The organism is Bordetella genomosp. 5, assembly GCF_002261475.1.
In the GTDB taxonomy this organism is placed as follows: Bacteria; Pseudomonadota; Gammaproteobacteria; order Burkholderiales; family Burkholderiaceae_B; genus Bordetella.
Genome location: NZ_NEVN01000013.1, coordinates 477,893 through 500,586 on the forward strand (window position 1 = coordinate 477,893; position 22,694 = coordinate 500,586).

The following is a 22,694-nucleotide window of genomic DNA, read 5'->3' on the forward strand; positions in this document are numbered from 1 at the left end:
TTATGCCCTTGAGACCGCCCGCCCGAATGAAACAGCCCCGCGGGGGGCGGGGCTGTGTGGCTGGCGTCGCTCAGTCGTGTTTGATCGCGACCGTCTTGAGCACCGTGAACGCGTACAGCGCCTCGAAGCCCTTCTCGCGCCCGTGGCCGCTGGCCTTCACGCCGCCGAAGGGCAGCTCGACACCGCCGCCCGCGCCGTAGTTGTTGATGAACACCTGGCCGCTGCGCACCTTGCGCGCGACCCGCAGCTGGCGCGCGCCGTCGCGCGTCCAGACGCTGGCCGCGAGGCCGTATTCGGTGGCATTGGCGATGCGCACGGCATCGGCCTCGTCGTCGAACGGGATCGTCACGAGCACCGGCCCGAAGATTTCTTCCTGTGCCAGACGATGATCGACCGGCACGTTGCCCAGCAGCGTGGGCGGCTGATAGAAGCCACCCTTGGGCGCGTCGTCGGCGACCTGACCCTGCGCGACCTTGGCGATACCTTCGGCCTCGGCGTCGCGCAGGAAGCGCTGCACGCGTTCGAGCTGCGTATGGCGGATCAGCGGACCGCAATCCAGGTCGGCCGAGCCGGCACCCGTGCGCAGGGCGGAGAACGCCGTGGCGAGGCGATCCATGAGCTTGTCGTAGATGCTGCGTTCGATGAGCAGGCGGCTGCCCGCCGAGCAGGTCTGGCCGGCGTTCTGCACGATCGCGTTCACGGCCACCGGCACCAGCGCATCGAGATCCGCATCGGCAAAGACGATCTGCGGCGATTTGCCGCCGAGCTCGAGCGTGACGGGCACGTGCCGTGCGGCGGCGGTCTGGGTGACCAGCACCCCGATGCGCGGCGAGCCCGTGAAAGAGATGTGATCGATGCCCGGGTGGCGCGTGAGCGCGTCGCCCGCCTCATGGCCATAGCCGGTCACGATGTTGAGCGCGCCGGCCGGGAAGCCGACCTCGGCGGCCAGCTCGGCCACGCGCAGGATCGAAAGGCAGGCGTCTTCGGCGGGCTTGACCACGCAGGCATTGCCGGCGGCCAGCGCGCCGCCGATGCTGCGGCCGAAGATCTGCAGCGGGTAGTTCCAGGGCACGATGTGGCCGGTCACGCCGTGCGGCTCGCGCAGCGTCAGCACGGTATAGCCCGCCTGATACGGGATGGTCTCGCCCATCAGCTTGTCGGCCGCGCCGCCGTAGAACTCGAAATAGCGCGCTACGGCGGTGACGTCGGCGCGGGCCTGCTTCACCGGTTTGCCGCAATCGCGCGACTCGATCTGCGTGAGCTCGTCGTGGTGGTCGAGGATCTTGAGCGACAGCTTGAGCATCAGGCGGCCGCGCTCGGCCGCGCTCAGCTTGCCCCAGGCGCCGTCGTAGGCGCGGCGCGCAGCCTGCACCGCGACGTCGATGTCGGCGGCCGTGCCACGCGCCAGTTGATCGAAGGTCTCGCCGGTGGACGGATCGATCACCGGGATCGATTCACCGGAGGATCCGGCCACGGACCGGTTGTCGATAAAGTGCTGCTTCATGCTGGACCACCTCTATGAGAATAATTGGACAAAGCGACAGCGAAACAAACGCGGCCATGCATGCATGGCCCGGTCTTGGCGCGGCAACGGGCTTTGTCTCCTCGGGCCGGCATGCAGACCGTGATGCCGGCGAGGCCGGCGCGGTACGGGCTCAGAACTGAACGGACAGACCTCCGTCGACGACGAGCACGTGACCATTGACATACGAGGCCGCGGGCGACGCCAGGAAGACCGCCGCGCCGGCGATCTCTTCCGGACGGCCCCAGCGGCCCGTGGGATTGCGTGCCGCCACGACCGGCCCGATGTTCGGGTCGGCCACCATGGCGGCGTTGGTTTCGGTGGCGAAGGTGCCGGGGGCGATCGCGTTGCTGGTGATGCCCTGCGCGCCGTGCTCGAGGGCCAGCGCGCGCATGATGCCGGTCAGGCCCTGCTTGGCCGCGGGGTAGATCGCATCGCCGCGGCGGGCCAGCTCGCCCACCACCGACGTAATGGCGATCAGGCGGCCGTAGCCGTGACGCGTCATGCGGGCGGCGGCCTGGCGTGCGATCAGAATGCCCGCCACCAGATCGGTCTCGATCAGCTCGCGCACTTCCGCGGGGCTGGCGTCCGCCAGGCTCTTGCGGTTGCGCGCGCCGACGTTGTTGACGAGGATGTCGAGCCGGCCATGGTCGCGGTCGATCGCGGCGAAGGCAGCCTCGACGGCGTCGTCGTTGGCCACATCGAACACGGCCGGGCCCGCGGCCAGACCCCGCTCACGCAACGCTGCGACAGCCGCCTCGACGGCCGCGCCGTTGCGGCCGTTGATCAGCACGTGCGCGCCCGACTCGGCCAGCGCCTGCGCGATGCACCAGCCCAATCCGCGCGCCGAGCCGGTGACGAGCGCCACCCTCCCCGCGAGCGAAAACTGTTGCAGGAAGGACGAGTCGGTGGCGGCTGCGGACATGACGGATCGAGACGAAGAAAGGCGGGGACGGACGGGTGCGGGCCGAGGCAGACTATTGGCGGAACTCGGGAGCCCAATGCAAGAGTCTACGCTCTAACCAGGTGACACCATAAACCAGCACGATGCCCACGATGGACAGCAGCGTGACGGCCGCGAACATGTCGGTGGCATTGAGGGTGGCCAGGGCTGTGATCATCAGGTAGCCCATGCCGGTGGTGGACCCCACGAACTCGGCGAGCACCACCCCGATGAGCGCGAAGCTGATCGCGTTGGGCAGCGCCGCGAAGGTCCAGGCGGCCGCGGTCGGAATGCGCACACGCCACAGAATCTGGCGCGGCGAGCCGCCGAGCGTGCGGCAGAAGTCCACCAGCTCGCGCTCCACGCTGCGCCCGCCCTTGTAGGTGTTGAAGAACACCAGGAAAAACACGACGAACCACGAGGTCACGACCTTGGACGCCAGGCCCAGGCCGAAGAACATCGTGATGAGCGGCACGAAGGCGATGCGCGGCATCGAGTTGAAGGCCACGATGTAGGGATTGAAGACGTCGGCCAGAAACTGATTGCGCGACAGGGCCAGGCCCACCGCGAAACCGCTACCCACGCCCACGACCAGGCCCACCATGGTGGCCTGCAGGGTGAGCCACAGGTGCGGCCAGACCGACTGCGGTCCGGGCTGAACCCACTGCCAGAGCCGCACGGCCACGCGCGAGGGCTGGCTGATGAAGAAGGGATCGAACAGCGTGTTCTGGACGAACCACGGAATGCGCGTGAGGCCTTCCCAGGCGCCGAGCAGACAGGCGAGGATGGCGAGCTGCCAGAAGGTCACGCGCAGGCGGCGTCGGGCCGCCTGCTGGCGGTCGGCACGCAGTTGCGCCTGCAACGACATCGTGGCGGAATGCGAGAGATCGGGATTGGACATAAGGCTCAGGCCGCCGCGCGGAACTGCTGGCCCAGCACGGCCCAGAGACTCTGCACGTGGGCAGTGAACTGCGCCGTCTCGCGCAGCGTGAACACATCGCGGGGATGCGGGATCGTGATGCGCTCGTCGAGCAGCACCTGGCTGGGCGTGCCCGACAGCACGATCACGCGATCCGACAGCGTGATGGCCTCGTCCAGATCATGGGTCACCATGACCACGGTCTGGCCAAGCTTGCGCCAGATCTCGGAGAGCTCGCGGTGCAGGTGGGTCTTGGTGTGGGTGTCGAGCGCACCGAAGGGCTCGTCGAGCAGCAGGATGCGCGGTTCCACGGCCAGGCTCATGAGCAGCGCCACGCGCCGGCGCATGCCGCCCGACAATTGATGCGGATACGCCTGCGCGAAGTCGCTCAGATGGCCGAGTTCGAGGAGCTCGCGCACGCGCGGGGCGATGCGCGCTTCCGGCACGCCCTGGAAGCGCAGGCCCAGCGCGACGTTCTTCGCGACGGTGTACCAGGGCAGCAGCGTGTCTTTCTGGAAGATGTATCCCAGCGCGGGCGGCACCTGGCCGCTGACGGGTTTGCCGTCGACGCGGATGCTGCCGGCGCTGGGCGCGAAAAAGCCCGCGATCATATTGAGCAGCGTGCTCTTGCCGCAGCCCGAGGGGCCGACGATGGACACGAATTCGCCGTGGGCGATGTCGAGGCTGACATCGCCCACGGCATGCGTCGTGCCCTGCCGGCTGTGATAGACCTTGCCGACGTGTTCCAGCGTGATCATGGCCGGCACGGGGTCAGCCGCCACGGGCCTGGCGCACGAAGCGCATGTCGACGCAGGTCTCGTACGGCGCCTTTTTCAGCTCTTCGTTGGAGAACTGGCGGCCGTCGCCCATGATGCCGGTCATGCGGCCGTAGGCCTCGGGCGTGATGATGTTGTCTTTGAGGAACACCGACTGCTGATACACGCCGATCGTCTTCTCGACGGCGGGACGCGCGAAGGCAGAGAGGTAGTCGGCGTAGATCAGCTCGGTGACCTCGGCCGCGCTATGGGCGTTGATGAACGCCTGGGCCGTGACCAGCCCGCTCACGAAGCCCTGCACGATCTCGGGCCGCTTTTCGATGGTGTCGCGCAGCGCCAGGGCCGCAATGCCGGGCACATCGCCACCCATGAACGACTGCCACGTGGCGTCGGCGGTGGCGTCGAAGATCGGCACGCCCCAGCCCTCGGCCTGGGCTTGTTCCATCATGGACATCGTGGCCATGCTGGCGGACACCGAGCCGGTCTTGAGCGCGCCCAGCATGGTCGCGAGATCGCCCAGCGGGCGGATGTCGACGCGATCGCCCACGCCCGCCTTCTCGGTGAGGTATTTGGCCATCAGCCACGTGCTGGACTGCGGTTGCGTCGCGCCCATGCGTTTGCCCGCGAGATCCTTGATCTCGCGCACCTTGCCGCTCTCGTAGTCTTCGCGCCGCACGATGACGTTGGCATACGTGAGCTTGCGATCGAAGCCGAACACCAGCGCGGCCGGCTTGCCCGCCAGCGTGAGCGCGGGCGCGGCGGTGGCGGCGGTCGCGCCGAACACGATCTGGCCGGCGGCCAGCAGCTGATTGGTGCGGGGGCCGCTTTGCGAGTTGAGGTATTCGACGTCGAGGCCACCGGCTTCGAAGAGGCCCTTCTTCAGCGCGACATAGCCGGCGGCGAAGAAGGGGTCGATGCTGCCCTGGCCATAGGCCACGCGGGTGAGACGGGGTTGGGCGCGGAGCGCGGGGGCGAGGATGAGGCCGGCGGCACCGGCGCCCATGGCCAGCAGGCGGCGCCGCTGGGCGCCATGCGGGGGCAAGCGAAAAGTCATGTCATCCTCGACGAGTGTCGTTGTAGAGAAGCCGTTTGACGGCAACGATACCGCAGGCCGGGCGCGAGGGCCAAAATCTTCGCCCCGCTGTCCACGGGCCGGCGCACGCGCCGCGCGTCGGGGCGCACGGATCCCTTGCCAAAAATAGGACAGCGACCGCCTCGCATGACGGTGGCCGCGGCGTCGGCCGCGACCTCACACGCAGCCGCGTTCGATGTCGCGGCGGCCGATGCCAATGGGTCGATGTCGCGGCGGCCGGAGCCGCGGCGGCCGGTGCCGCGGCGGCATCGGTCGTGCGCGCGGCGCAAAAAAATCGGCGCGCCCGGCCCGAAGGCCCGGCGCGCCGATGCGCGTGCACAGCAATCAGACGGTTTTCTTGGCTGCTGCCTTCTTGACCGCGGTTTTGGCCGCGGTCTTGGTGGCTGCCTTGGTGGCCGTCTTGGTCGCGGTTTTCTTGGCCGCCGTCTTGGTCGTTTTCTTGGCGGCCGCCTTCTTGGCCGGCGCCTTCTTCGCGGCGGTCTTGGTGGCGGTTTTAGTCGCGGTCTTGGTCGCGGTCTTGCCGGCCGTCTTGCCCGGACGCGCCGGCTTGTCGCCGCGCGGCTCGAACTCGAAGCCCACCTTGCCATCCGGCTGGCGCACCAGGAACGCCTTGAATTTGCGGTTGGTGCGGCTCGACACGAAGCCATCGAGCAGGTCGGTGCGACCGGCCTCGAGCAGCTTGCTCATCTGTTCGCGCGAGATCTCCTGTTGCAGGATGACCTTGCCCGAGCGGAAGTCGCAGGTCTTTTCGGGACCGACCGATTTCTCGCAGACGTAGCTCATGCCGTGTTCGAACACGCGCGCCTGGCACTTGGGGCAGGGGCCCACGGTGGTGTGGCCGCTGAAGTCGACGGGCTCGTTGTCTTCTTCGTCGTTCTGGCCGAAGTCGAACTCGAGCTTGTCTTCACCGCTGATGCGCAGAATGGCCGCGAACGGACGGCCCATCTTGCTGATGAAGCCTTGCAGCGGACCGATCTCGCGCTTGGCCAGCAGCTCTTCGACCTCGGGGATCTCGAAGGTGCGGCCGCCAGGATGCTTGCCGATCGAAAAATCGCAGTTGGTGCAGGCGTAACGGCGGTAGTTTTCTTTCACGACGCCGCCGCACTTCGGGCACGGCGTCTTGAGGGTGGCGTAGTCGCCGGGCACCGTGTCGCGCTCGTATTCCTTCGCGCGCTTGACGATCACCTGCGTCATTTGCGCGATCTCGCGCATGAAGGCCTCGCGGTCGAGCGCGCCCTGCTCGATCTGCTTGAGCTTGTGTTCCCACTCGCCGGTGAGTTCGGGCGAGGTGAGTTCGGTCACGTCCAGGCCCGACAGCAGCGTCATGAGCTGGCGCGCTTTGGCGGTGGGCACCAGGTCGCGGCCTTCGCGGCGCAGATAGCTTTCGTTGAGCAGGCCTTCGATGATCGCCGCGCGCGTGGCAGGCGTGCCCAGGCCGCGCTCGGACATCGCCTCACGCAATTCTTCGTCGTCGACCAGCTTGCCGGCGCCTTCCATGGCGGACAGCAGCGTGGCTTCGTTGTAGCGCGCCGGCGGCTTGGTGCTCAGGCCGACGGCCTCGACATCTTCGGTGCGCACGCGCTCGTCTTGCGCCACCGGCACCAGATTGGCGTCTTCGCCCTGGGCTTCTTTGCCGTAGACCGACAGCCAGCCCGGCGATACCAGCACCTTGCCTTCGGTCTTGAAGCGATGGCCCTGAACTTCGGTGATGCGGGTGGTGACGCGGAACTCGGCCGGCGGGAAGAACACCGCCAGGAAACGCTTGAGGACCAGGTCGTAGAGCTTGCCTTCGGCTTCGCTCAGGTCGTGCGGCACCTGCAGCGTGGGAATGATGGCAAAGTGATCCGAGACCTTCTTGTTGTCGAAGATGCGGCGGTTCGGCTTGACCCACTGCTGCTCCACCACGGTGGAGGCGTGACGCGCCAGCCCGCCCACGGCATTGGAGCCGCCCTTGGCCAGCACCTGCATGGTTTCGCGCACCGTGGCGATGTAGTCCTCGGGCAGGTAGCGCGAATCGGTACGCGGGTAGGTCAGGGCCTTGTGGCGCTCGTACAGCGTTTGCGCCAGCGCCAGGGTCGTCTTGGCCGAGAAGCCGAAGCGGCCGTTGGCCTCGCGCTGCAACGACGTTAGGTCGTACAGCGCCGGCGACATCTGCGTGGACGGCTTGGATTCTTCGGAGACGGCGCCCGGCTGATCGCGGCAGGCCGCGACCACGCTCTGCGCGGCCGCGAGCGACCACAGGCGCGATTCGCGCTTCTCGGGGTCGCGCTCGTCTTTCTTGAAGTCGGGGTCGATCCAGCGGCCCTGGTACAGGCCCGCGGCGGCCACGAAGGTGCCATGCACTTCCCAGTAGTCGCGCGGCACGAAGGCACGGATGCGGCTTTCGCGTTCGGCCACGATCGCCAGCGTCGGGGTCTGCACCCGGCCCACCGGCGTCTTGAAGAAGCCGCCGTCCTTGCTGTTGAAGGCCGTCATGGCGCGCGTGCCGTTGATGCCCACCAGCCAGTCGGCTTCGGCGCGCGAACGTGCGGCGGCCTCCAGCGGCTTGAGCTGGCTGTCGTCGCGCAGGTTGGCGAAGGCCTCGCGGATGGCCGCCTGGGTCATGGATTGCAGCCACAGGCGCTGGATCGGCTTGTTCACGCCCGCGTACTGGACGATGTAGCGGAAGATCAGCTCGCCCTCTCGTCCCGCGTCACAGGCGTTGATGATCGCATCGACGTCCTTGCGCTTGACGAGCTTGACGAGCAGCTTGAGCCGTTCGGCCGATCGCTTGTCGGTCGGACCCAGTTCGAAAGCGGGCGGAATCACGGGCAGGTGCGTAAAGCTCCACTTTCCCTTGACCGGATCGTTAGGCGCGACGAGACCGAGCAAATGCCCGATGCTGGACGCGAGCACGTAACGTTCGCTTTCAAAATAGTCGCCCTCGCGCGCAAAGCCTCCCAGGGCGCGTGATATATCGAGGGCTACCGAGGGCTTCTCGGCAATAATCAGCGTTTTGTTCATGTGTTTCCAGTGGCGGCAGTCCCGCCGTAGTAGCGCGGATGATAAGAGGGGAGATTCGCGAGATGCAAGTCGGCACCAATGGACACGCGGGATCGGAGTTGCACGCCTGGCGCGGATTTCTTGCGCGAACCACCCTCTGGCTGGGCGTTTTGCTCCTGGGCAGCGCCGTGGTTTGTGGCGTTGCAGCAAACTGGCAGGGCCTCTCGACGACCCAGCGTTTCGCGCTGGCGCAGGGCCTGCTGATCGTCTCGACGCTGGCGGCCCTCTGGCTGCGGCTACGGCTTCGAGCCGTCCCCGATACCCGGCGCCGGGTCGCCGGCGCCGTCCTGACACTCTCAGGGCTGTTTTTGGGCGCCCTGCTCGCCCTCGTGGGTCAAACCTACCAGACCGGGGCCGACACGTGGGAACTCTTCGCCCTCTGGGCGGCCCTGCTGATTCCGTGGTGCCTCGCCGCCGCCAGCCAGGTGCTGTGGCTCTTGTGGGTGCTGGTGCTCAACCTGGCGGTGGCACTCTGGCTGGGCGAACAGGTGTTTTCCTGGTGGACCACGTTCGACGGCGCCGGCTTCCCCAGCCTGGTCATGGCCCTGCTCAATCTGGTGCTGCTGGCGGGCTGGGAGCTCGCCGCGCGCCGCCATCACCTTAGCACCAAGGTCGGGCCGCGCGTGCTGGTCCTGCTGGCCGTGGGCGTGCTGGTGTCGGGCCTGATCCTGGGCGATCTGTTCCTGGGCCTGCGCTCGCGCCACACGATGTACATCCTGCTGGCCTGGCTCGCCATCACCGGCGGCCTCGGCTACTACTATCAGCGGGTGCGCCTGGACCTGGTCATTCTGGCCGTCCTGGCGGCTGGCGTGATCGGTGTGTCGCTGCGCATGGTGGGCGAGTGGCTGGTGCGGCTGGAGCCCGGCGTGTGGGCCCTGCTGCCGTTGGCCGGCCTGCTGATGGCCGAGGCGGTCTGGGCGGCGCGCTGGCTGCGCCGGCTGGCCCAGCGCACGCCCGCGCCGCTTTCCGGCGGCGTGGTGCGTGATCCCGCCGTCGCCGCGGATGCCGCGCTGGCGACCGCCGCCGACGCGGAGCCCGCCGGCGAATCGGCCGGCCTGGCCGTCGAACCGGCCGCGGCCGATGCCCCGGTCATCGCGCTCTCGGACAGCCCGGACGACGCCCATGCCGGTTCCCCGTGGTACATCCAGGGCCTGCTCGGCTTGTCGGCCTGGATTTCCACCCTGCTGCTGTTGGCTTTCCTTGCGCTGTCGGGCATCGTCATGAGCGCCGAGGGCGCCCTGGTCGTGGGCCTGGTGTTGTGCGCGGGCGGCGTGGCGGTGCTGCGCACCGACGCGGGCCCCTTCTGGCGCCAATGCGCGATCGCCTCCGCCTTCGCCGGCCAGATCATGATCATGTACGGCCTGAGCGAGAGCACCTCGTTCTCGGGCGCCTGCCTGGCGCTGCTGGTGCTGGGCGCCGTGATCTACGTGGCCGCCCCCGATCATCTGCTGCGCTTCCTGAGCACCTGGATCATGGCGTTCGGCGGCACCGGTCTGCTGTGGGAGGCGCTGCGCCCGAACGTGATGGGCGACGGCATGATCGAACTGTTTTTCGCGTTCGACATGCTGCGCGCCACGTTCATCTGGCTGCCGGTCACGGTGATCGGCGCGTGGTGGGCCGCTGTCGCCTTCTGCGCCGACCGGCATTTCAAGCGGCGCTCGCATGTGCTCGACCCCATGGGCTGGGCGCTCGTTATCGCCGTGCAGGCGGTGGTCTGGCAGGCCGGCGGCGTGGCGTTGCGGCAGTTTCCGTCGCTCTGGAGCCTGCATCCGCAGACGGCCCTCCTGAGCCTCGCGGGCGCGCTGTTGCCCGTGATCGCGGCGCTGTGGGTGTTGTGGCCGCGTCGGCGCGTGCTGACGCGCGCGCTGGTGTTCGGCGTGCCGCTGGGCCTGCTGGTGCTGGCGTTGTTCTGGCTGCCCAGTCCCGGTATCGCCTTCGCCCTCACGTGGCTCCTGCTGGGCTTCGGCCTGAACAAACCGCGTCTGACGGTGTTCGGCGTGCTCGCCATGCTGAGCTACCTGATGTTCTATTACTACCAGCTCGACGTGCCGCTGCTGGACAAGGCGATCTGGCTGGCAGGCGCGGCCGGCCTGCTGCTGGTGATGCGGCTGCTGGTGTGGCTGCTGCCGCGCTGGATGCGCACGGCCCCCGCGCCGCTCGCGCCGCGCGGGCCCATTCCCGGCGGGCTGCGCTGGCGCAGCGCCGTGATCCTGGGCGGCCTGGTGCTGGTGCTCGGCCTGACCAACTACGGCATCTGGCAGCGGGAACAGCTGCTGGCGCAGGGTCGCGTGGCCATCCTGGCGCTGGCGCCGGTCGACCCGCGTTCGATCATGCAGGGCGATTACATGGCACTGCGTTTTGCCGCCGGTGACGACGTGTACCGTCTGCGCGGGGATCTGCCCGCCTCCGAGACGCAGGCGCCGGGCGGGCTGCTGCGCACCGACGGCTATGTGGTGCTCAAGGCCGACGATCGCGGCGTGGCGCAGGTGCTGCGCGTGCAGGACGGCAAGGCGCCGTCGGCCCAGGACGAGATCGTGCTGCGATATCGCGTGCGGCCGATGGGGGTGCGCATCGTGACCGACGCGTATTTCTTCCCCGAGGGCGAGGCGCCCCGCTACGAGGCCGCGCGCTTCGGTGAAGTGCGCTACGACGGCAGCGGCACCGCATTGCTGGTGCGCATGCTCGACAAGGACCTGAAGCCGCTCTGATCAGCGCGGGAAGCGCGTGCGCCAGGGCGCCTGGGCACGCGCAAGAAAATCCGCGGCGCTGGTGGCCGAGATGGCCTCGAAACCCAGGCGCTGCCAGGCGCGCTGCAGCGTGGCCAGGGGATCGGCCAGGTCGAGCGCGGGCGCGTTGTTCTGTTTCGAGAGCTTCAGCCCGGATGCCGGATCGGTCACGAGCGGCACGTGCATCATGCGCGGCATGGGCACCTCCAGCAGCCGGCACAGCACGCGCTGACGCGCGGTCGATGACAGCAGGTCGGCCCCGCGGACCACATCGGTGACGCCCTGCGCGGCGTCGTCCACCACCACCGCGAGCTGGTAGGCCCACAGGCCATCGGCCCGCCGCAACACGAAGTCGCCGACGGCGCGCGCGACATCCTGCGTCTGCGGACCGAGCCAGCGATCCTCGAAGGCTTCCACGCCGTCGGGCACGCGCACACGGTACGCCCGCGCGCTGCGGCCGGGCGACAGGCCGTGGCGGCAGGTGCCGGCATAGGGGCGCTCGCCATCGGCCGAGGCCGGCCCGCGCAGGGCCGAGTCGGCGATTTCGCGACGGGTGCAGCCGCAGCCATAGATCAGGCCGCGCTCGGCAAGCGCGTCGAAGGCGGCCTGATAGGCGTCGAAACGCTGCGATTGCCACCAGACCTCACCGTCCCAGTGCAGCCCCAGCGCGCGCAACTGATCCATGATGACCTGATCGGCGCCCGGGACGGTGCGCGGCGTGTCCACGTCTTCGATGCGCAGCAACCAGCGGCCCGCGTGCGCGCGGGCGTCGAGCCAGCTCGCGAGAGCGGCCACGAGCGACCCCTCGTGCAAGGGGCCGCTCGGGCTGGGCGCGAAGCGCCCGACATAGGGGACAGCGGAACCGCGCGTGGCGGCGGATGACGTGACGATCACGGACGGCGCGGGCGGGCGTGGACGCCCTGCTCAATGCAGGCGGCGGCCGGCTTCGTCGTCGAGCAGCTCTTCGAGCACCAGGTTGTCGATCTCGGCTTCCTGGCTCCAGAGGACCATCAGCGCGATGATCTTGATCTTGGAGAGGGACACCGGCGCTTCGGGCGAGGCCAGGGCGCGGTCGATCACGATCTCGCGCAGCGGTGCGGGCAGCACGCCGGCGGTCTCGAGGAAGGTGATGAAGCCGATCGAATCGGTCCCGAGCTGCTGGTACTCGGCATCGGTGTAGATGCGGGTACCGGTGACGGGCGCCTGAGCGAGCTCGACGCAACGCTCGGTGGTTTCGGCCAGCCCGTAGAGCCAGCCCAGCGCGTCGTCGATGTCTTCGTGCTCGAAGCCGGCAGCGGCGAGGCGCTTTGCCAGCACGTCGGCCGCAGGACAGGCTTGCGGCGTGTAGTAATTCTCGAACAGATAAACCAGGATATCGAACATATGGCGCTTCAGGGTGCCTGTTTGCACAGTCGGCCCGCATATCGGCAGACCAGCAAACGTGATTTTACTGTACGCCGAAACCCGGACCGCGGCAACCGCGTCCCCCGAGGGGATTTCCCCTGAACGTTGCGCCCGCGGCACGGTGTTATTGGTCATGCGCGACCCCTCCCCGCGATAAAAAGGGCCGCAGCTTTTGGGCTGCGGCCCCGATTGCCGGGCTGCGCTGCGGAGGGCCGGTCCGTGGCCGCCTGTCGCCCAACCGTCCACCGGCCACGGCCCACCGCTCAATCGCGCGGCAGCCCGGCGGCCGGGGCGGGGCCGGCGCGGGCGTCAGGCGGGCGCGACGCGCGCCAGGCGCAGCTGGCGATACTGGTTGATGAACACCGGCGTGCTGATGAGCAGCCCCACCAACCCGCTGGTCACCCCGGGCATGATGGTGAGCAACGCGCCCAGCGTGAACACCCAGCGTTCCCACGATTTCATCAGCACCAGGAAGTAGCGCGAGAAGGCCGCCGACAGCAACACCAGGCCCACCATGCAGCCGAACAACGTCACGAAGAAGTCGTACCAGGTGAAGCCCTGCACGGAGATCAGGAGCGACGGCGAGAACACGAACACAAACGGCACGATCAGCTTGGTGATACCCAGCCTGAACGCGGTGTTGCCGGTCTTGAACGGGTCGCTGCCGGCCATGCCCGCCGCCGCATAGGCGGCAAGCGCCACCGGAGGCGTGATGTCGGCCAGGATGCCGAAATAGAACACGAAGAAGTGCGCGGCGATGGGCTGTACGCCGAGCTGCACGAGGATCGGCGCGGCCACCGTCACCATGATCAGGTAGTTGGCGGTCGTGGGCACACCGCAGCCCATCAGCACGCAAACGATGCCGGTCATGACCAGCGCGGCGATGAGCGTGAGCGTCTGCGCGTTGGCCACGACATCCGGGATGACGGCCCCGAGGCCACCGGAGATCGCCTGGGCCGCGCTGATCACGATGAACGAGATCTTGAAGCCCACCCCGGTGAGCGTGACGACGCCGATGACCAACCCCACCGTGCCGGCCGCCGCACCGACCGCCAGCGCGTACTTCGCGCCGGTTTCGAAGGCTTCGTAGAGGTCACGCCATTTCAGGCGCTGGAACGGATTGAGCAGGCCCACCACGATGCAGCCCGTGATGCCGGCGAACGCCGCGAGATACGGCGTGCGGCCGCTGGCCAGCACGCCGACCAGCAACACGAGCGGAATCAGCGTCGGCCAGCGCTTCTTGAACGATTCCTTCAGTCGCGGCATTTCGGCTTCGGTCAGGCCGCGCAGGCCCTCGCGCTTGGCCTCGAAGTGCACCTGCACGAACATGCCGAAGAAGTACAGGAAGGCCGGGAAGATGCCGGCGATCGCGATCTGCTGATACGGGATGCCCAGGAACTCGATCATCAGGAACGCGGCCGCGCCCATGATGGGCGGCGTGATCTGACCGCCCGTGCTCGAGGCCGCCTCGACGCCCGCCGCGAAGTGGCGCGGGTAGCCGATGCGGATCATCGCGGGGATGGTCAGCGAGCCCACGGTCACGGCGTTGGCCACCGACGAGCCCGACAGCATGCCGAACATGGCCGAGCCGAACACCGACACCTTGGCCGGGCCGCCGGCATAGCGCCCCGCGACCGTGGACGCCACGTCGAGGAACAGCTGGCCCAGGCCGATGCGGGTGGCCAGCACGCCGAACAGCACGAAGTGGAACACGTAGGTCGCCACCACACCCACCGCCACGCCGTAGATGCCCTGGCTGGTGAGGTACATGTGGTTGACGATCTGCGGCCAGCTGTTGCCCGCGTGCTGCAGCAAACCGGGGAACCAGGGGCCGAACGCCGCGTAGGCCACGAACACCAGCGCGATGATGGGCAGCGGCCAGCCCATCGCACGGCGCGTGGCCTCGAGCAGGCCGACGATCAGGATCGTGCCCATCGCCACGTCCATCGGCATGGGGTTGCCGACGCGGAACGCCAGGTCATCGAAGATGTAGGGGATGTACAACACGCTCAGCGCGAGCGCGACGGCGATGATCCAGTCGTAGAGCGGCACGCCGCCGGGCGCATACCAGGTCGACCGCGGCTCGCGCTGGTAGTGCGCCTTGGAGAAGCCGAAGACCAGGAAGATCAGCGAGAGCACGAAGGCGAGGTGCACGCCGCGATGCGTGGACTCGCGCAGCAGGCCGAAGCCCGCGGTGTAGTAATGGAAGATCGACAGCGTGACGAGCAGGATCGAGATGATCCAGGTCGCGGTCTTGTCGAGCGGGCGAAAGCGGATCTCGGCGTCGTATTTCTCGGCGAGCCGCTGGGTCTTTTCGTGATCAATTTCCATGGCGGAATCTTCAGGAGAACAGCTTGCGCCGTTCGCGCGGCGGGGCCGCGCAATGCGACGTCCGCTGCCAGGCAGCGGACGTCGGGGGCGCGGGCGAGCCGCGCGACTACCGTGGGGGCGATCGAGCGCCCGCGCGGCTTACTTCAGCAGGCCGATTTCCTTGTAGAACTTCTCGGCGCCCGGATGGAACGGGATGCCGGCGCCCTTCACCGCGTTTTCCTTGGTGATGAGCTTGCCCTTGGCGTGACCGCTGTCGAGCGTCTTGCGGGTGGCGTCGCTATACAGGGCCTTGGTGATGTCGTAGATGGTCTGTTCGGTCTGCTTGGCCGAGGTCACCATCTGCGCATTGACCGAGATCGTCTTGATCTCGCCCACGCCCTGATAGGTGTTGGCGGCAATCGTGTCGGGCGTGAAGAAATCCTGCTTGGCGCGCAGCGCGTCGATCTCGGCACCCACCAGCGGCACCAGCTCGATACCCGCGCCGCCCGAGGCGAGCTCGGAGATCGCGCCGGCCGGTGCGCCGCCCACGAAGAAGAACGCGTCCAGGCCGCCGTCCTTGAGCTTTTCGCCGGCCTGGTTCGGCTTGAGGTATTCGGCCTTCACGTCCTTGTCGGACATGCCATAGGCGCCGAGGATCAGGCGCACGTCGACCAGGGTGCCCGAGCCGGGTTCGTCCATCGACACGCGCTTGCCCTTCAGGTCGGCCACCGACTTGATGCCGGCGCCCTTGCGCGTGACCAGGTGGATGCTTTCGGGATACAGCGTGGCGATCAGGCGCAGGTCCTGAGCCTTGGGCTTGCCCTCGAAGGTGCCCGTGCCGGTATAGGCCCAGTAGGCCACGTCGGATTGCGTGAAGCCCGCTTCGAGCGAGCCGCCCACGATGCCGTTGATGTTGGCCACGGAGCCGTTCGAGGCGACGGCGGTGGCGATCAGCTTGCCCGGCTGGGACACGGCGTTGGCGATCATGCCGCCCACCGGGTAATAGGTGCCGGCCGTGCCGCCGGTGCCGATGCGGAAGAATTGCTGGGCTTGTACCGAGGTGGCGGCGCCAGCGAGGGCGACGGCGAGGGTCAGGCTTTTGATCCAGGTCTTGAGGTGCATGAGGGCTTCTCCAGGAGGGGACAAAGGCTCTCCCCATAGGAGGCCTTTCAACGCGCAAAATTTTGTCATGATGGCCGCTCGTGCGAAGCTATCGTTTACGCGAGGCTACCTACCCCGCAAAGTTATGGTTGCCCCCGTCCTGGTTATGGTCATCGCCCCCCTTCTGTTCTAGGAGTTTTCCGTGCACGCCTCTGTTTCTTCCGCCGATGACATGCCGCTGCCGCCGCCCGCGCGGCCGGGCGATGCCTGGGACACCATCGATACGCCGTCGCTGATGCTCGATCTGGCCGCATTCGAGCGCAATCTGGCCGCGATGCAACGCTGGGCCGATGCGCACGGTGTGGCGCTGCGGCCACACGCCAAGGCGCACAAGTGCCCCGAGGTCGCGCTGCGGCAGATCGCGTTGGGCGCGCGCGGCATCTGCTGCCAGAAGGTCAGCGAGGCTCTGCCGTTCCTGCAGGCCGGCATTCGCGACATCCACATCAGCAACGAAGTGGTGGGCCCGGCCAAGCTGGCCCTGCTGGCGCAACTGGCGCTGCGGGCCGAGCTGAGCGTGTGCGTCGACCATCCCGACAACCTGGCCGCGATCGCGCGCGCCATGGCGCAGGCCGGCGCGCACATCACCGTGCTGGTCGAGGTGGACGTGGGCCAGGGCCGCTGCGGCGCGAGCGATGCCGAGACCGTCGTGGCCCTGGCGCGAGCCGCCCAGGCCGATCCGCATCTGCGCTTCGGCGGTCTGCAGGCTTACCACGGCTCGGTGCAGCACGAGCGCACGCGCGAAGCCCGCGCCCGCATCTGCGCATCGGCCGCGGCCACCGCGGCCGGTTACGCGGAGCTGCTGCGCGGCCACGGCATCGCCGTGGATCGCATCACCGGCGCCGGAACGGGCAGCGCGGAGTTCGACGCGGCCAGCGGCGTCTACACCGAGCTGCAGGCCGGCTCGTACGCCTTCATGGACGGCGACTACGGCGCCAATCAGTGGTCCGACACGCTGCGCTTCGACAACAGCCTGTTCCTGCTTTCCACCGTCATGAGCACGCCCACGCCCGAGCGCGTGGTGCTCGACGCCGGCCTGAAGTCCACCACCATCGAATGCGGCCCGCCGCGCGTGTGGCAACGCGACGGCCTCACGTACGTGGCCACCAACGACGAGCACGGCGTGGTCAAGGTGGATGCCGGCGCGCGTGCGCCGGCGTTGGGCGAGGTGGTCAAGCTGGTGGCCTCGCACGTGGATCCCACCTTCAATCTGCACGACAGGCTCGTGGCCGTGCGCGACGGCGTGGTCGAGGCCATCTGGCCGGTGGCCGCGCGCGGCCTGAGCCGCTGACGCGCACGCGCACGACCGGGTCGCCGGGTCGCCGGGTCGCCGGGCCGCCGGTCCGACCGCACGGGCGCCGCGGCGTCAGGCGCCGGTCACGCCCAGGAACTGCCGCAGTTCGGGCGTGACCGGTGCGCCGAACACGCGTTCGGGCGCGCCCTGCTCGTGGATGCGGCCTTCGTGCATGAACACCACGCGGTCGCACACCTCGCGCGCGAACCGCATTTCGTGCGTCACCATCAAGAGCGTCATGCCGTCGGCGGCAAGCTTGCGCACCACGCCCAGCACCTCGTTGACGAGTTCGGGATCGAGCGCCGACGTGATCTCGTCGCACAGCAACGCCAGCGGCTGCATCGCGAGCGCGCGGGCGATCGCCACGCGTTGCTGCTGGCCGCCCGAGAGCTCGCTGGGCCAGGCATCGAAGCGATGGGCCAGGCCCACCCGCTCGAGCATGTCGCGCGCCAGGCTGGCGGCCTCGGCCTCAGGCATCCTGCGCGCCACGATGGGCGCGAGCATGACGTTGCGCCCCGCGCTCAGATGCGGGAAGAGGTTGAACTGCTGGAACACCATGCCCACCTTCAGCCGCAGCGCGCGCAGGTGCAGATCGTCGGGCACGAGCTTGGCGTCGGCCACCATGACCGCGCCGCTGTCGATGTCTTCCAGCCCGTTGATACACCGCAGCAGCGTGCTCTTGCCCGAGCCGCTCTTGCCGATGATCGCGATCACTTCGCCGGGCTCGACCCGCAGGGTCACCCCTTTGAGAACCGTATTCGCGCCGTAGCTTTTGCGTACGTCTTCAAGAGCGATGAGAGGCATGCAACTTCCTTTCCAGCCGCAGGCTGAGACGTGACAGGGGCCAGCACAGCGCGAAATAGATCAGCGCGGTGCAGGCATAGACGGTGAAGGGACTGAAGGTGGCATTGGTGATGATCGTGCTGGCCTTGGACAGCTCGGTGAAGCCGATGATGGAGGTGAGCGCGGTGCTCTTGACGATCTGCACCGCGAAGCCCACGGTGGGCGCGACCGCCACGCGCGCGGCCTGCGGCAGGATGACGTAACGCATCTGCTGCATGCGGTCGAGCGCCAGGCTGGCCGAGGCTTCCCACTGACCGCGCGCGATCGACTCCACGCAGCCGCGCCAGATCTCGGCCAGGTAGGCGGCCGACCACAGCACCAGCGCCGCGCCCGCCGCGACCCAGGCCGGCACCTCGATGCCCACCAGCGAAAGCCCGAAGAACGCGAGAAACAGTTGCATCAGCAACGGTGTGCCCTGGAACAGCTCGATGTAGGCCCAGCTCGCGCGGCGCAGCAAGGGGGCGCGGGAGGTGCGCGCGAAGAGCAGCGCCAGGCCCAGCAGCGCACCGCCGATGAAGGCCGCGAGCGACATCACCACGGTCCAGCGCGTGGCGAGCAGCAGATTGCGAACGATGTCCCAGAGGCTGAACTCGATCATGATCCCGGGCTCCGGAACAGCCGCGCGCCGGCCAGCCGCAGCAGCTGGCGCAACACGATGGCCAGCGCCAGGTAGATCGCCGTCGTCACGAAGTACACCTCGAAGGCGCGGAAGTTGCGCGACTGGATGAAGTTGGCGGCGAAGCTCAGGTCTTCGACGGCGATCTGCGAACACACCGCCGAGCCCAGCATCACCACCACGATCTGCGACGACAACGCAGGCCAGACGCGCTTGAGCGCCGGTGCCAGCACGATGTGACGGAACACCTGCAGGCGTGTGAGCGCCAGGCTGGCGCCGGCTTCGAACTGCCCTCGCGGCGTGGTGGCCACGCCGGCCCGCACGATCTCGGCGCTGTAGGCGCCCAGGTTGAGTGCCATGGCGAGGCAGGCCGCGGTCATTTCGCCCATCTGCACGCCCAGCGACGGCAGGCCGAAGAAGATGAAGAACAGCTGGATCAGGAAGGGGGTGTTGCGCATCGTCTCGATGTACGCCACCACCGGCAGGCGCGCCCAGCGCGGCCCCTGCGTGCGCACCCAGGCGCAGGCGATGCCCAGGGCCACCCCCGCCACCCCGCCCACGCCGATCAGCGTGCACGTCACCCCCACGCCCTTTATGAGCACGGGGGTGTAGCCGGCGAGCGCGCCGAATTCGAACGCGTAGCCCATGACGTGCGCTGGCTCAGAGACCGGCGGGCAACGGCGCGCCCAGCCAGCGCTGCGCGACGGCGTTCAGCGAGCCATCCTGCTTGGACTGCGTGATGATCTCGTTGACCTTGGCGAGCAGCGCCGGCTCGTTCTTGGCCAGGCCGATGAAGCACGGTGAGTCCTTGATGAGGAACTTGGTCTCCGGCTTCTTGGGCGGATTCCTGGCCAGGATGGCCGCGGCGACGACGTTGCCGGTCGCCACCAGCTGCACCTGACCCGACAGGAAGGCGGTGATGGTGCCGTTGTTGTCTTCGTAGCGTTTGATGGTGGCGTCGGCCGGCGCGATCTTCGAGAGTTCGATGTCTTCGACGGCGCCGCGCGTGACGCCCACGGTCTTGCCGGACAGATCCGCCGCCGCCTTCACCGCCTGATCGGCCGGGCCGAACACGCCGTTGAAGAACGGCGCGTAGGCCACCGAGAAGTCGATCGCCTTCTCGCGCTCGGGATTCTTGCCCAGGCTGGAGATCACGAGGTCCACCTTGCCCGTTTGCAGGTAAGGCACGCGATTGGCGCTCGTGACCGGCACGAGCTCGAGCTTGACGCCCATTTTCTTGGCGATCAGGGCGGCGGTATCGACGTCATAGCCGAGCGGCTTCATGTCGGCGCCGACCGATCCGAACGGGGGAAAGTCCTGCGGCACCGCCACCTTGAGGACGCCGCGCTTCTGGATGTCGGCCAGGGCGTCGGCGTGGCTTGCGCCCGCCGACAGCGTCAGCGCGCCGGCGATCAGGGTCAACAACACATGTCTGCGATTCATGGAGGTCTCCGGCGCCTGAGCGGCGCGATGTTGCACACCAGATCGGTATACAAAACAGAGCAAAGCAACATCCATGCCAATCGCGTTGCCCCGGCACACTTGCCGGAGCGGCCTTAGTTTGTGCGCCGTGGCGGTGCGGCGCGCCCCACGAGAAGGCGTGCCGCACCATCCTGGGCCGGTCGGGTATCAGTCGACCTGCGCGCCCGAGCGGCGGACCGTGTCACCCCACTTGGTCACTTCGCTGGCGACGAACGTGGCCGTGGCTTCGGGCGTGGTGGGCATCGGCTCGGCGCCGCGGTCACGCAGGAAGCGCGCCATATCCGGGTTGCGCAGCACGCGGCCGATGTGCTCGCTCCAGTAGGTGATGCGATCGGCCGGCGTGTCGCGCGGCGCCATCACGGCGGCCCAGCCGATGGCCTCGAAGCCGGGGTAGCCGGACTCGGCGACGGTCGGCACCTTGGGCAGCTGGGTCAGGCGCTTCGAGGTCGTGACCGCGAGCGGCACGGCCTTGCCCGTCTGGATGTGCGGCAGCGCGGCCGTCACCGAGTCGACCATCAGCGGCACCTGGTGGCCCAAGAAGTCGGCCTGGGCGGGGCCGCTGCCCTTGTAGGGGATGTGGCGGATGTCGATGTTGGCGGCCGCGCGGAACATCTCGGCCGAGAGGTGCTGGGTGCCGCCGATGCCCGCGCTGGCATACGCGAGGTCGCCGGGCTTGGCGCGGGCCTGCTTGACCAGCTTGTCGAGGCTGTCGATGCCGGAGGTGGGCGTGGCGAGAAACACCAGCGGCACGGAGAACACGCCCGAGACCGGCGCGAAGTCCTTCGTCAGGCTGTAGTTGATGTTTTTGTAGAGCGTCTGGTTGACGGCGGCGGCGCTGCCGGCCACCACGAGCGTGTAGCCGTCGGGCGTGGCGCGCGCGGCCTGCTCCATGCCGATGTTGCTGCCGGCGCCGGCGCGGTTCTCGACGATCACGGGCTGGCCGGTGTCGGCGCCTAGCTTTTCAGCCAGCGCGCGCGCGAAGATGTCGGTGGCCTGTCCCGGCGGGAACGGCACGATCAGGCGCAGCGGGCGCTCCGGAAAATCGGCGTGGGCGGTGGCGGCGAGGGTCAGGGCGACGCCGGCCAGAAGGCTGGGAAGAAGACGGTTCATGGTGCGTAGGATGGAATGATGGCAAGGAAAAAGCGCGGCCACGCCGGGATAGGAGGCCGCCTTTGCGATCCGTGACGCGCCTTGTGGGCCGCTTGCGGGAATGCAGGAAGGGATGCCGTCACGATAGCATTGCCCCGAGGGTGCTAAATTTCAGGTTTCCCCTCCCCTGTTTCTTTCCCTCGCAGGAACCGCCATGGAATTCAGCCAGTTCAACGTCAACACCCTCATGGAGATCACCTCCCGTCCGGACCTCGTGTTCGTGCGCGGCGAGGGATCCTGGCTGGAGGATCAGTCGGGCAAGCGATATCTCGACTTCGTGCAGGGCTGGGCGGTCAATTCGCTGGGCCACAGCGCGCCCGAGATGGTGCGCGCCCTGCAGGAGCAGGCCGGCAAGCTGATGAATCCGTCGCCCGCCTTCTACAACGTGCCCTCGCTCGAGCTCGCGCAGCGTCTGACCGACGCCTCGGTGTTCGATCGCGTGTTCTTCGCCAACAGCGGCGCCGAAGCCAACGAAGGCGCGATCAAGCTGGCGCGCAAGTGGGGCCGCGTGAATCGCAATGGCGCCTACAAGATCATCACGATGAACCACGGCTTCCACGGCCGCACCCTGGCCACGATGTCGGCATCGGGTAAGCCGGGCTGGGACACGATGTTCGCGCCGCAGGTCGAGGGTTTCCCGAAGGCCGAAATCAATGATCTGGATTCGGTGCGCGCGCTGATCGACGCGCAGACCGTCGCCATCATGCTCGAGCCGGTGCAGGGCGAGGCCGGCGTCATCCCCGCCACGCGCGAGTTCATGCAGGGCCTGCGCAAGCTGGCCGACGAGCACGGCATTCTGTTCATCGTCGACGAAGTGCAGACCGGCATGGGCCGCACCGGCACGATGTTCGCCTACCAGCAGTTCGACGTGACCCCCGACATCATGACGCTGGGCAAGGGCATTGGCGGCGGCGTGCCGCTGGCCGCCCTGCTGGCGCGCGAATCGGTCAGCGTCTTCTCGCCGGGCGAGCAAGGCGGCACCTACAACGGCAACCCGCTGTGCACGGCCGTCGGCGTGGCGGTGTTCGACGCGCTGGCCAAGCCGGGCTTCCTGGAATCGGTGCAGGCGCGTGGCCGCCAGCTCTCCGAAGGCCTGCTGGCACTGTCGGCCAAGCATGGCATGGGCGGCGAACGCGGCCTGGGTCTGCTGCGCGCGCTCGTGCTCGACCGCGACGACGGCCCCGCCATCGTCGACGCCGCCCGCAAGCAATCGCCGCAGGGCCTGCTGCTCAACGCCCCGCGCGGCAACCTGCTGCGCTTCATGCCCGCGCTCAATGTTTCCGAAGGCGAAATCAGCAGCATGCTGGAACAGCTCGACGCGCTGATCGTGGCTGTGCGCAAGTAAGCCTGCACGGCACGAGACAACGGCCGCGCGAGCGGCCGTTGTCGTTTTCACCCGCGCATTCCCGGCCGCACC

At 68.1% G+C, this 22,694-nt stretch carries 18 protein-coding genes; 3 read left to right on the forward strand and 15 right to left on the reverse strand.

Translation table 11 applies throughout. The annotated features are described in order from the left end of the window. Positions 1-70: 70 nt before the first annotated feature. From CEK29_RS23140 to CEK29_RS23165, 6 genes are all read right to left on the reverse strand, one after another. A complete protein-coding gene (locus CEK29_RS23140; protein WP_094859436.1) occupies positions 71-1,504 on the reverse strand; it encodes an aldehyde dehydrogenase family protein in 1,434 nt (477 codons plus the stop codon). 151 nt (positions 1,505-1,655) lie between these two features. Further along, positions 1,656-2,447, reverse strand: a complete 792-nt coding sequence (locus CEK29_RS23145) for an SDR family oxidoreductase (RefSeq protein WP_094859437.1) — start codon at positions 2,445-2,447, stop codon at positions 1,656-1,658. Positions 2,448-2,499: 52 nt separating this feature from the next. Next, on the reverse strand, positions 2,500-3,333 hold the full coding sequence (locus CEK29_RS23150) for an ABC transporter permease (RefSeq protein WP_094798706.1): 834 nt from the start codon (positions 3,331-3,333) through the stop codon (positions 2,500-2,502). A 38-nt stretch (positions 3,334-3,371) separates the two neighbouring features. Then, the gene (locus tag CEK29_RS23155) at positions 3,372-4,142 is read right to left on the reverse strand and encodes an ABC transporter ATP-binding protein (protein ID WP_094859468.1); all 771 of its coding nucleotides are present in this window, start codon (positions 4,140-4,142) and stop codon (positions 3,372-3,374) included. 13 nt (positions 4,143-4,155) lie between these two features. Continuing rightward, entirely contained in the window at positions 4,156-5,214 is a 1,059-nt protein-coding gene (locus CEK29_RS23160) for an ABC transporter substrate-binding protein (protein ID WP_094859438.1), read from the reverse strand. Positions 5,215-5,577: 363 nt separating this feature from the next. After that, positions 5,578-8,256 carry a DNA topoisomerase III gene (locus CEK29_RS23165; RefSeq protein ID WP_094859439.1) on the reverse strand — a complete coding sequence of 893 codons (2,679 nt, stop codon included), beginning with the start codon at positions 8,254-8,256 and terminating at the stop codon, positions 5,578-5,580. Positions 8,257-8,318: 62 nt separating this feature from the next. Here CEK29_RS23165 and CEK29_RS23170 point away from each other — a divergent pair, with 62 nt between their 5' ends. After that, positions 8,319-11,003 (forward strand): GDYXXLXY domain-containing protein, encoded by a 2,685-nt coding sequence (locus CEK29_RS23170; protein WP_094859440.1) that lies wholly within the window; start codon positions 8,319-8,321, stop codon positions 11,001-11,003. Here CEK29_RS23170 and gluQRS read toward each other — a convergent pair whose 3' ends face one another. From gluQRS to CEK29_RS23190, 4 genes are all read right to left on the reverse strand, one after another. Continuing rightward, on the reverse strand, positions 11,004-11,915 hold the full coding sequence (gluQRS, locus tag CEK29_RS23175; protein ID WP_094859441.1) for a tRNA glutamyl-Q(34) synthetase GluQRS: 912 nt from the start codon (positions 11,913-11,915) through the stop codon (positions 11,004-11,006). Between the two features lie 30 nt (positions 11,916-11,945). Then, positions 11,946-12,404 (reverse strand): DUF494 family protein, encoded by a 459-nt coding sequence (locus CEK29_RS23180; RefSeq protein WP_094798134.1) that lies wholly within the window; start codon positions 12,402-12,404, stop codon positions 11,946-11,948. A gap of 330 nt (positions 12,405-12,734) precedes the next feature. Continuing rightward, positions 12,735-14,756 carry a TRAP transporter permease gene (locus CEK29_RS23185; RefSeq protein WP_094798135.1) on the reverse strand — a complete coding sequence of 674 codons (2,022 nt, stop codon included), beginning with the start codon at positions 14,754-14,756 and terminating at the stop codon, positions 12,735-12,737. 138 nt (positions 14,757-14,894) lie between these two features. Then, entirely contained in the window at positions 14,895-15,857 is a 963-nt protein-coding gene (locus CEK29_RS23190; protein ID WP_094798136.1) for a TAXI family TRAP transporter solute-binding subunit, read from the reverse strand. Positions 15,858-16,068: 211 nt separating this feature from the next. Here CEK29_RS23190 and CEK29_RS23195 point away from each other — a divergent pair, with 211 nt between their 5' ends. After that, a complete protein-coding gene (locus CEK29_RS23195; RefSeq protein WP_094859442.1) occupies positions 16,069-17,184 on the forward strand; it encodes a DSD1 family PLP-dependent enzyme in 1,116 nt (371 codons plus the stop codon). 75 nt (positions 17,185-17,259) lie between these two features. Here CEK29_RS23195 and CEK29_RS23200 read toward each other — a convergent pair whose 3' ends face one another. The 5 genes from CEK29_RS23200 to CEK29_RS23220 form a co-directional block, all read right to left on the reverse strand. Next, positions 17,260-17,991, reverse strand: coding sequence for an amino acid ABC transporter ATP-binding protein (locus CEK29_RS23200; protein ID WP_094798137.1), 732 nt, complete (start codon positions 17,989-17,991; stop codon positions 17,260-17,262). Beyond that, complete coding sequence (locus tag CEK29_RS23205) at positions 17,972-18,628, reverse strand: amino acid ABC transporter permease (protein ID WP_094859443.1); 657 nt, start codon at positions 18,626-18,628, stop codon at positions 17,972-17,974. Before CEK29_RS23205 ends, CEK29_RS23200 begins: the two co-directional genes overlap by 20 nt. Then, positions 18,625-19,293, reverse strand: coding sequence for an amino acid ABC transporter permease (locus tag CEK29_RS23210; protein WP_094859444.1), 669 nt, complete (start codon positions 19,291-19,293; stop codon positions 18,625-18,627). The genes CEK29_RS23205 and CEK29_RS23210 overlap by 4 nt, the downstream gene beginning before the upstream one ends. Before the next feature lie 13 nt (positions 19,294-19,306). Next, on the reverse strand, positions 19,307-20,089 hold the full coding sequence (locus CEK29_RS23215) for a transporter substrate-binding domain-containing protein (RefSeq protein WP_094798140.1): 783 nt from the start codon (positions 20,087-20,089) through the stop codon (positions 19,307-19,309). A gap of 186 nt (positions 20,090-20,275) precedes the next feature. Next, entirely contained in the window at positions 20,276-21,238 is a 963-nt protein-coding gene (locus tag CEK29_RS23220; RefSeq protein WP_094798141.1) for a Bug family tripartite tricarboxylate transporter substrate binding protein, read from the reverse strand. Between the two features lie 193 nt (positions 21,239-21,431). Here CEK29_RS23220 and CEK29_RS23225 point away from each other — a divergent pair, with 193 nt between their 5' ends. Continuing rightward, positions 21,432-22,622: an acetylornithine transaminase gene (locus tag CEK29_RS23225; protein WP_094798142.1), complete on the forward strand. Its 1,191-nt coding sequence runs from the start codon at positions 21,432-21,434 to the stop codon at positions 22,620-22,622. Positions 22,623-22,694: the final 72 nt, after the last annotated feature.

Bases quoted from the DNA above. Each gene is read 5' to 3' on its own strand.
- CEK29_RS23140 (WP_094859436.1), bottom strand. From the start codon at position 1,504: ATGAAGCAGCACTTTATCGACAACCGGTCCGTGGCCGGATCCTCCGGT.
- CEK29_RS23145 (WP_094859437.1), bottom strand. From the start codon at position 2,447: ATGTCCGCAGCCGCCACCGACTCGTCCTTCCTGCAACAGTTTTCGCTC.
- CEK29_RS23150 (WP_094798706.1), bottom strand. From the start codon at position 3,333: ATGTCGTTGCAGGCGCAACTGCGTGCCGACCGCCAGCAGGCGGCCCGA.
- CEK29_RS23155 (WP_094859468.1), bottom strand. From the start codon at position 4,142: ATGATCACGCTGGAACACGTCGGCAAGGTCTATCACAGCCGGCAGGGC.
- CEK29_RS23160 (WP_094859438.1), bottom strand. From the start codon at position 5,214: ATGACTTTTCGCTTGCCCCCGCATGGCGCCCAGCGGCGCCGCCTGCTG.
- CEK29_RS23165 (WP_094859439.1), bottom strand. From the start codon at position 8,256: ATGAACAAAACGCTGATTATTGCCGAGAAGCCCTCGGTAGCCCTCGAT.
- CEK29_RS23170 (WP_094859440.1), top strand. From the start codon at position 8,319: ATGCAAGTCGGCACCAATGGACACGCGGGATCGGAGTTGCACGCCTGG.
- CEK29_RS23180 (WP_094798134.1), bottom strand. From the start codon at position 12,404: ATGTTCGATATCCTGGTTTATCTGTTCGAGAATTACTACACGCCGCAA.
- CEK29_RS23185 (WP_094798135.1), bottom strand. From the start codon at position 14,756: ATGGAAATTGATCACGAAAAGACCCAGCGGCTCGCCGAGAAATACGAC.
- CEK29_RS23190 (WP_094798136.1), bottom strand. From the start codon at position 15,857: ATGCACCTCAAGACCTGGATCAAAAGCCTGACCCTCGCCGTCGCCCTC.
- CEK29_RS23195 (WP_094859442.1), top strand. From the start codon at position 16,069: ATGCCGCTGCCGCCGCCCGCGCGGCCGGGCGATGCCTGGGACACCATC.
- CEK29_RS23200 (WP_094798137.1), bottom strand. From the start codon at position 17,991: ATGCCTCTCATCGCTCTTGAAGACGTACGCAAAAGCTACGGCGCGAAT.
- CEK29_RS23205 (WP_094859443.1), bottom strand. From the start codon at position 18,628: ATGATCGAGTTCAGCCTCTGGGACATCGTTCGCAATCTGCTGCTCGCC.
- CEK29_RS23210 (WP_094859444.1), bottom strand. From the start codon at position 19,293: ATGGGCTACGCGTTCGAATTCGGCGCGCTCGCCGGCTACACCCCCGTG.
- CEK29_RS23215 (WP_094798140.1), bottom strand. From the start codon at position 20,089: ATGAATCGCAGACATGTGTTGTTGACCCTGATCGCCGGCGCGCTGACG.
- CEK29_RS23220 (WP_094798141.1), bottom strand. From the start codon at position 21,238: ATGAACCGTCTTCTTCCCAGCCTTCTGGCCGGCGTCGCCCTGACCCTC.
- CEK29_RS23225 (WP_094798142.1), top strand. From the start codon at position 21,432: ATGGAATTCAGCCAGTTCAACGTCAACACCCTCATGGAGATCACCTCC.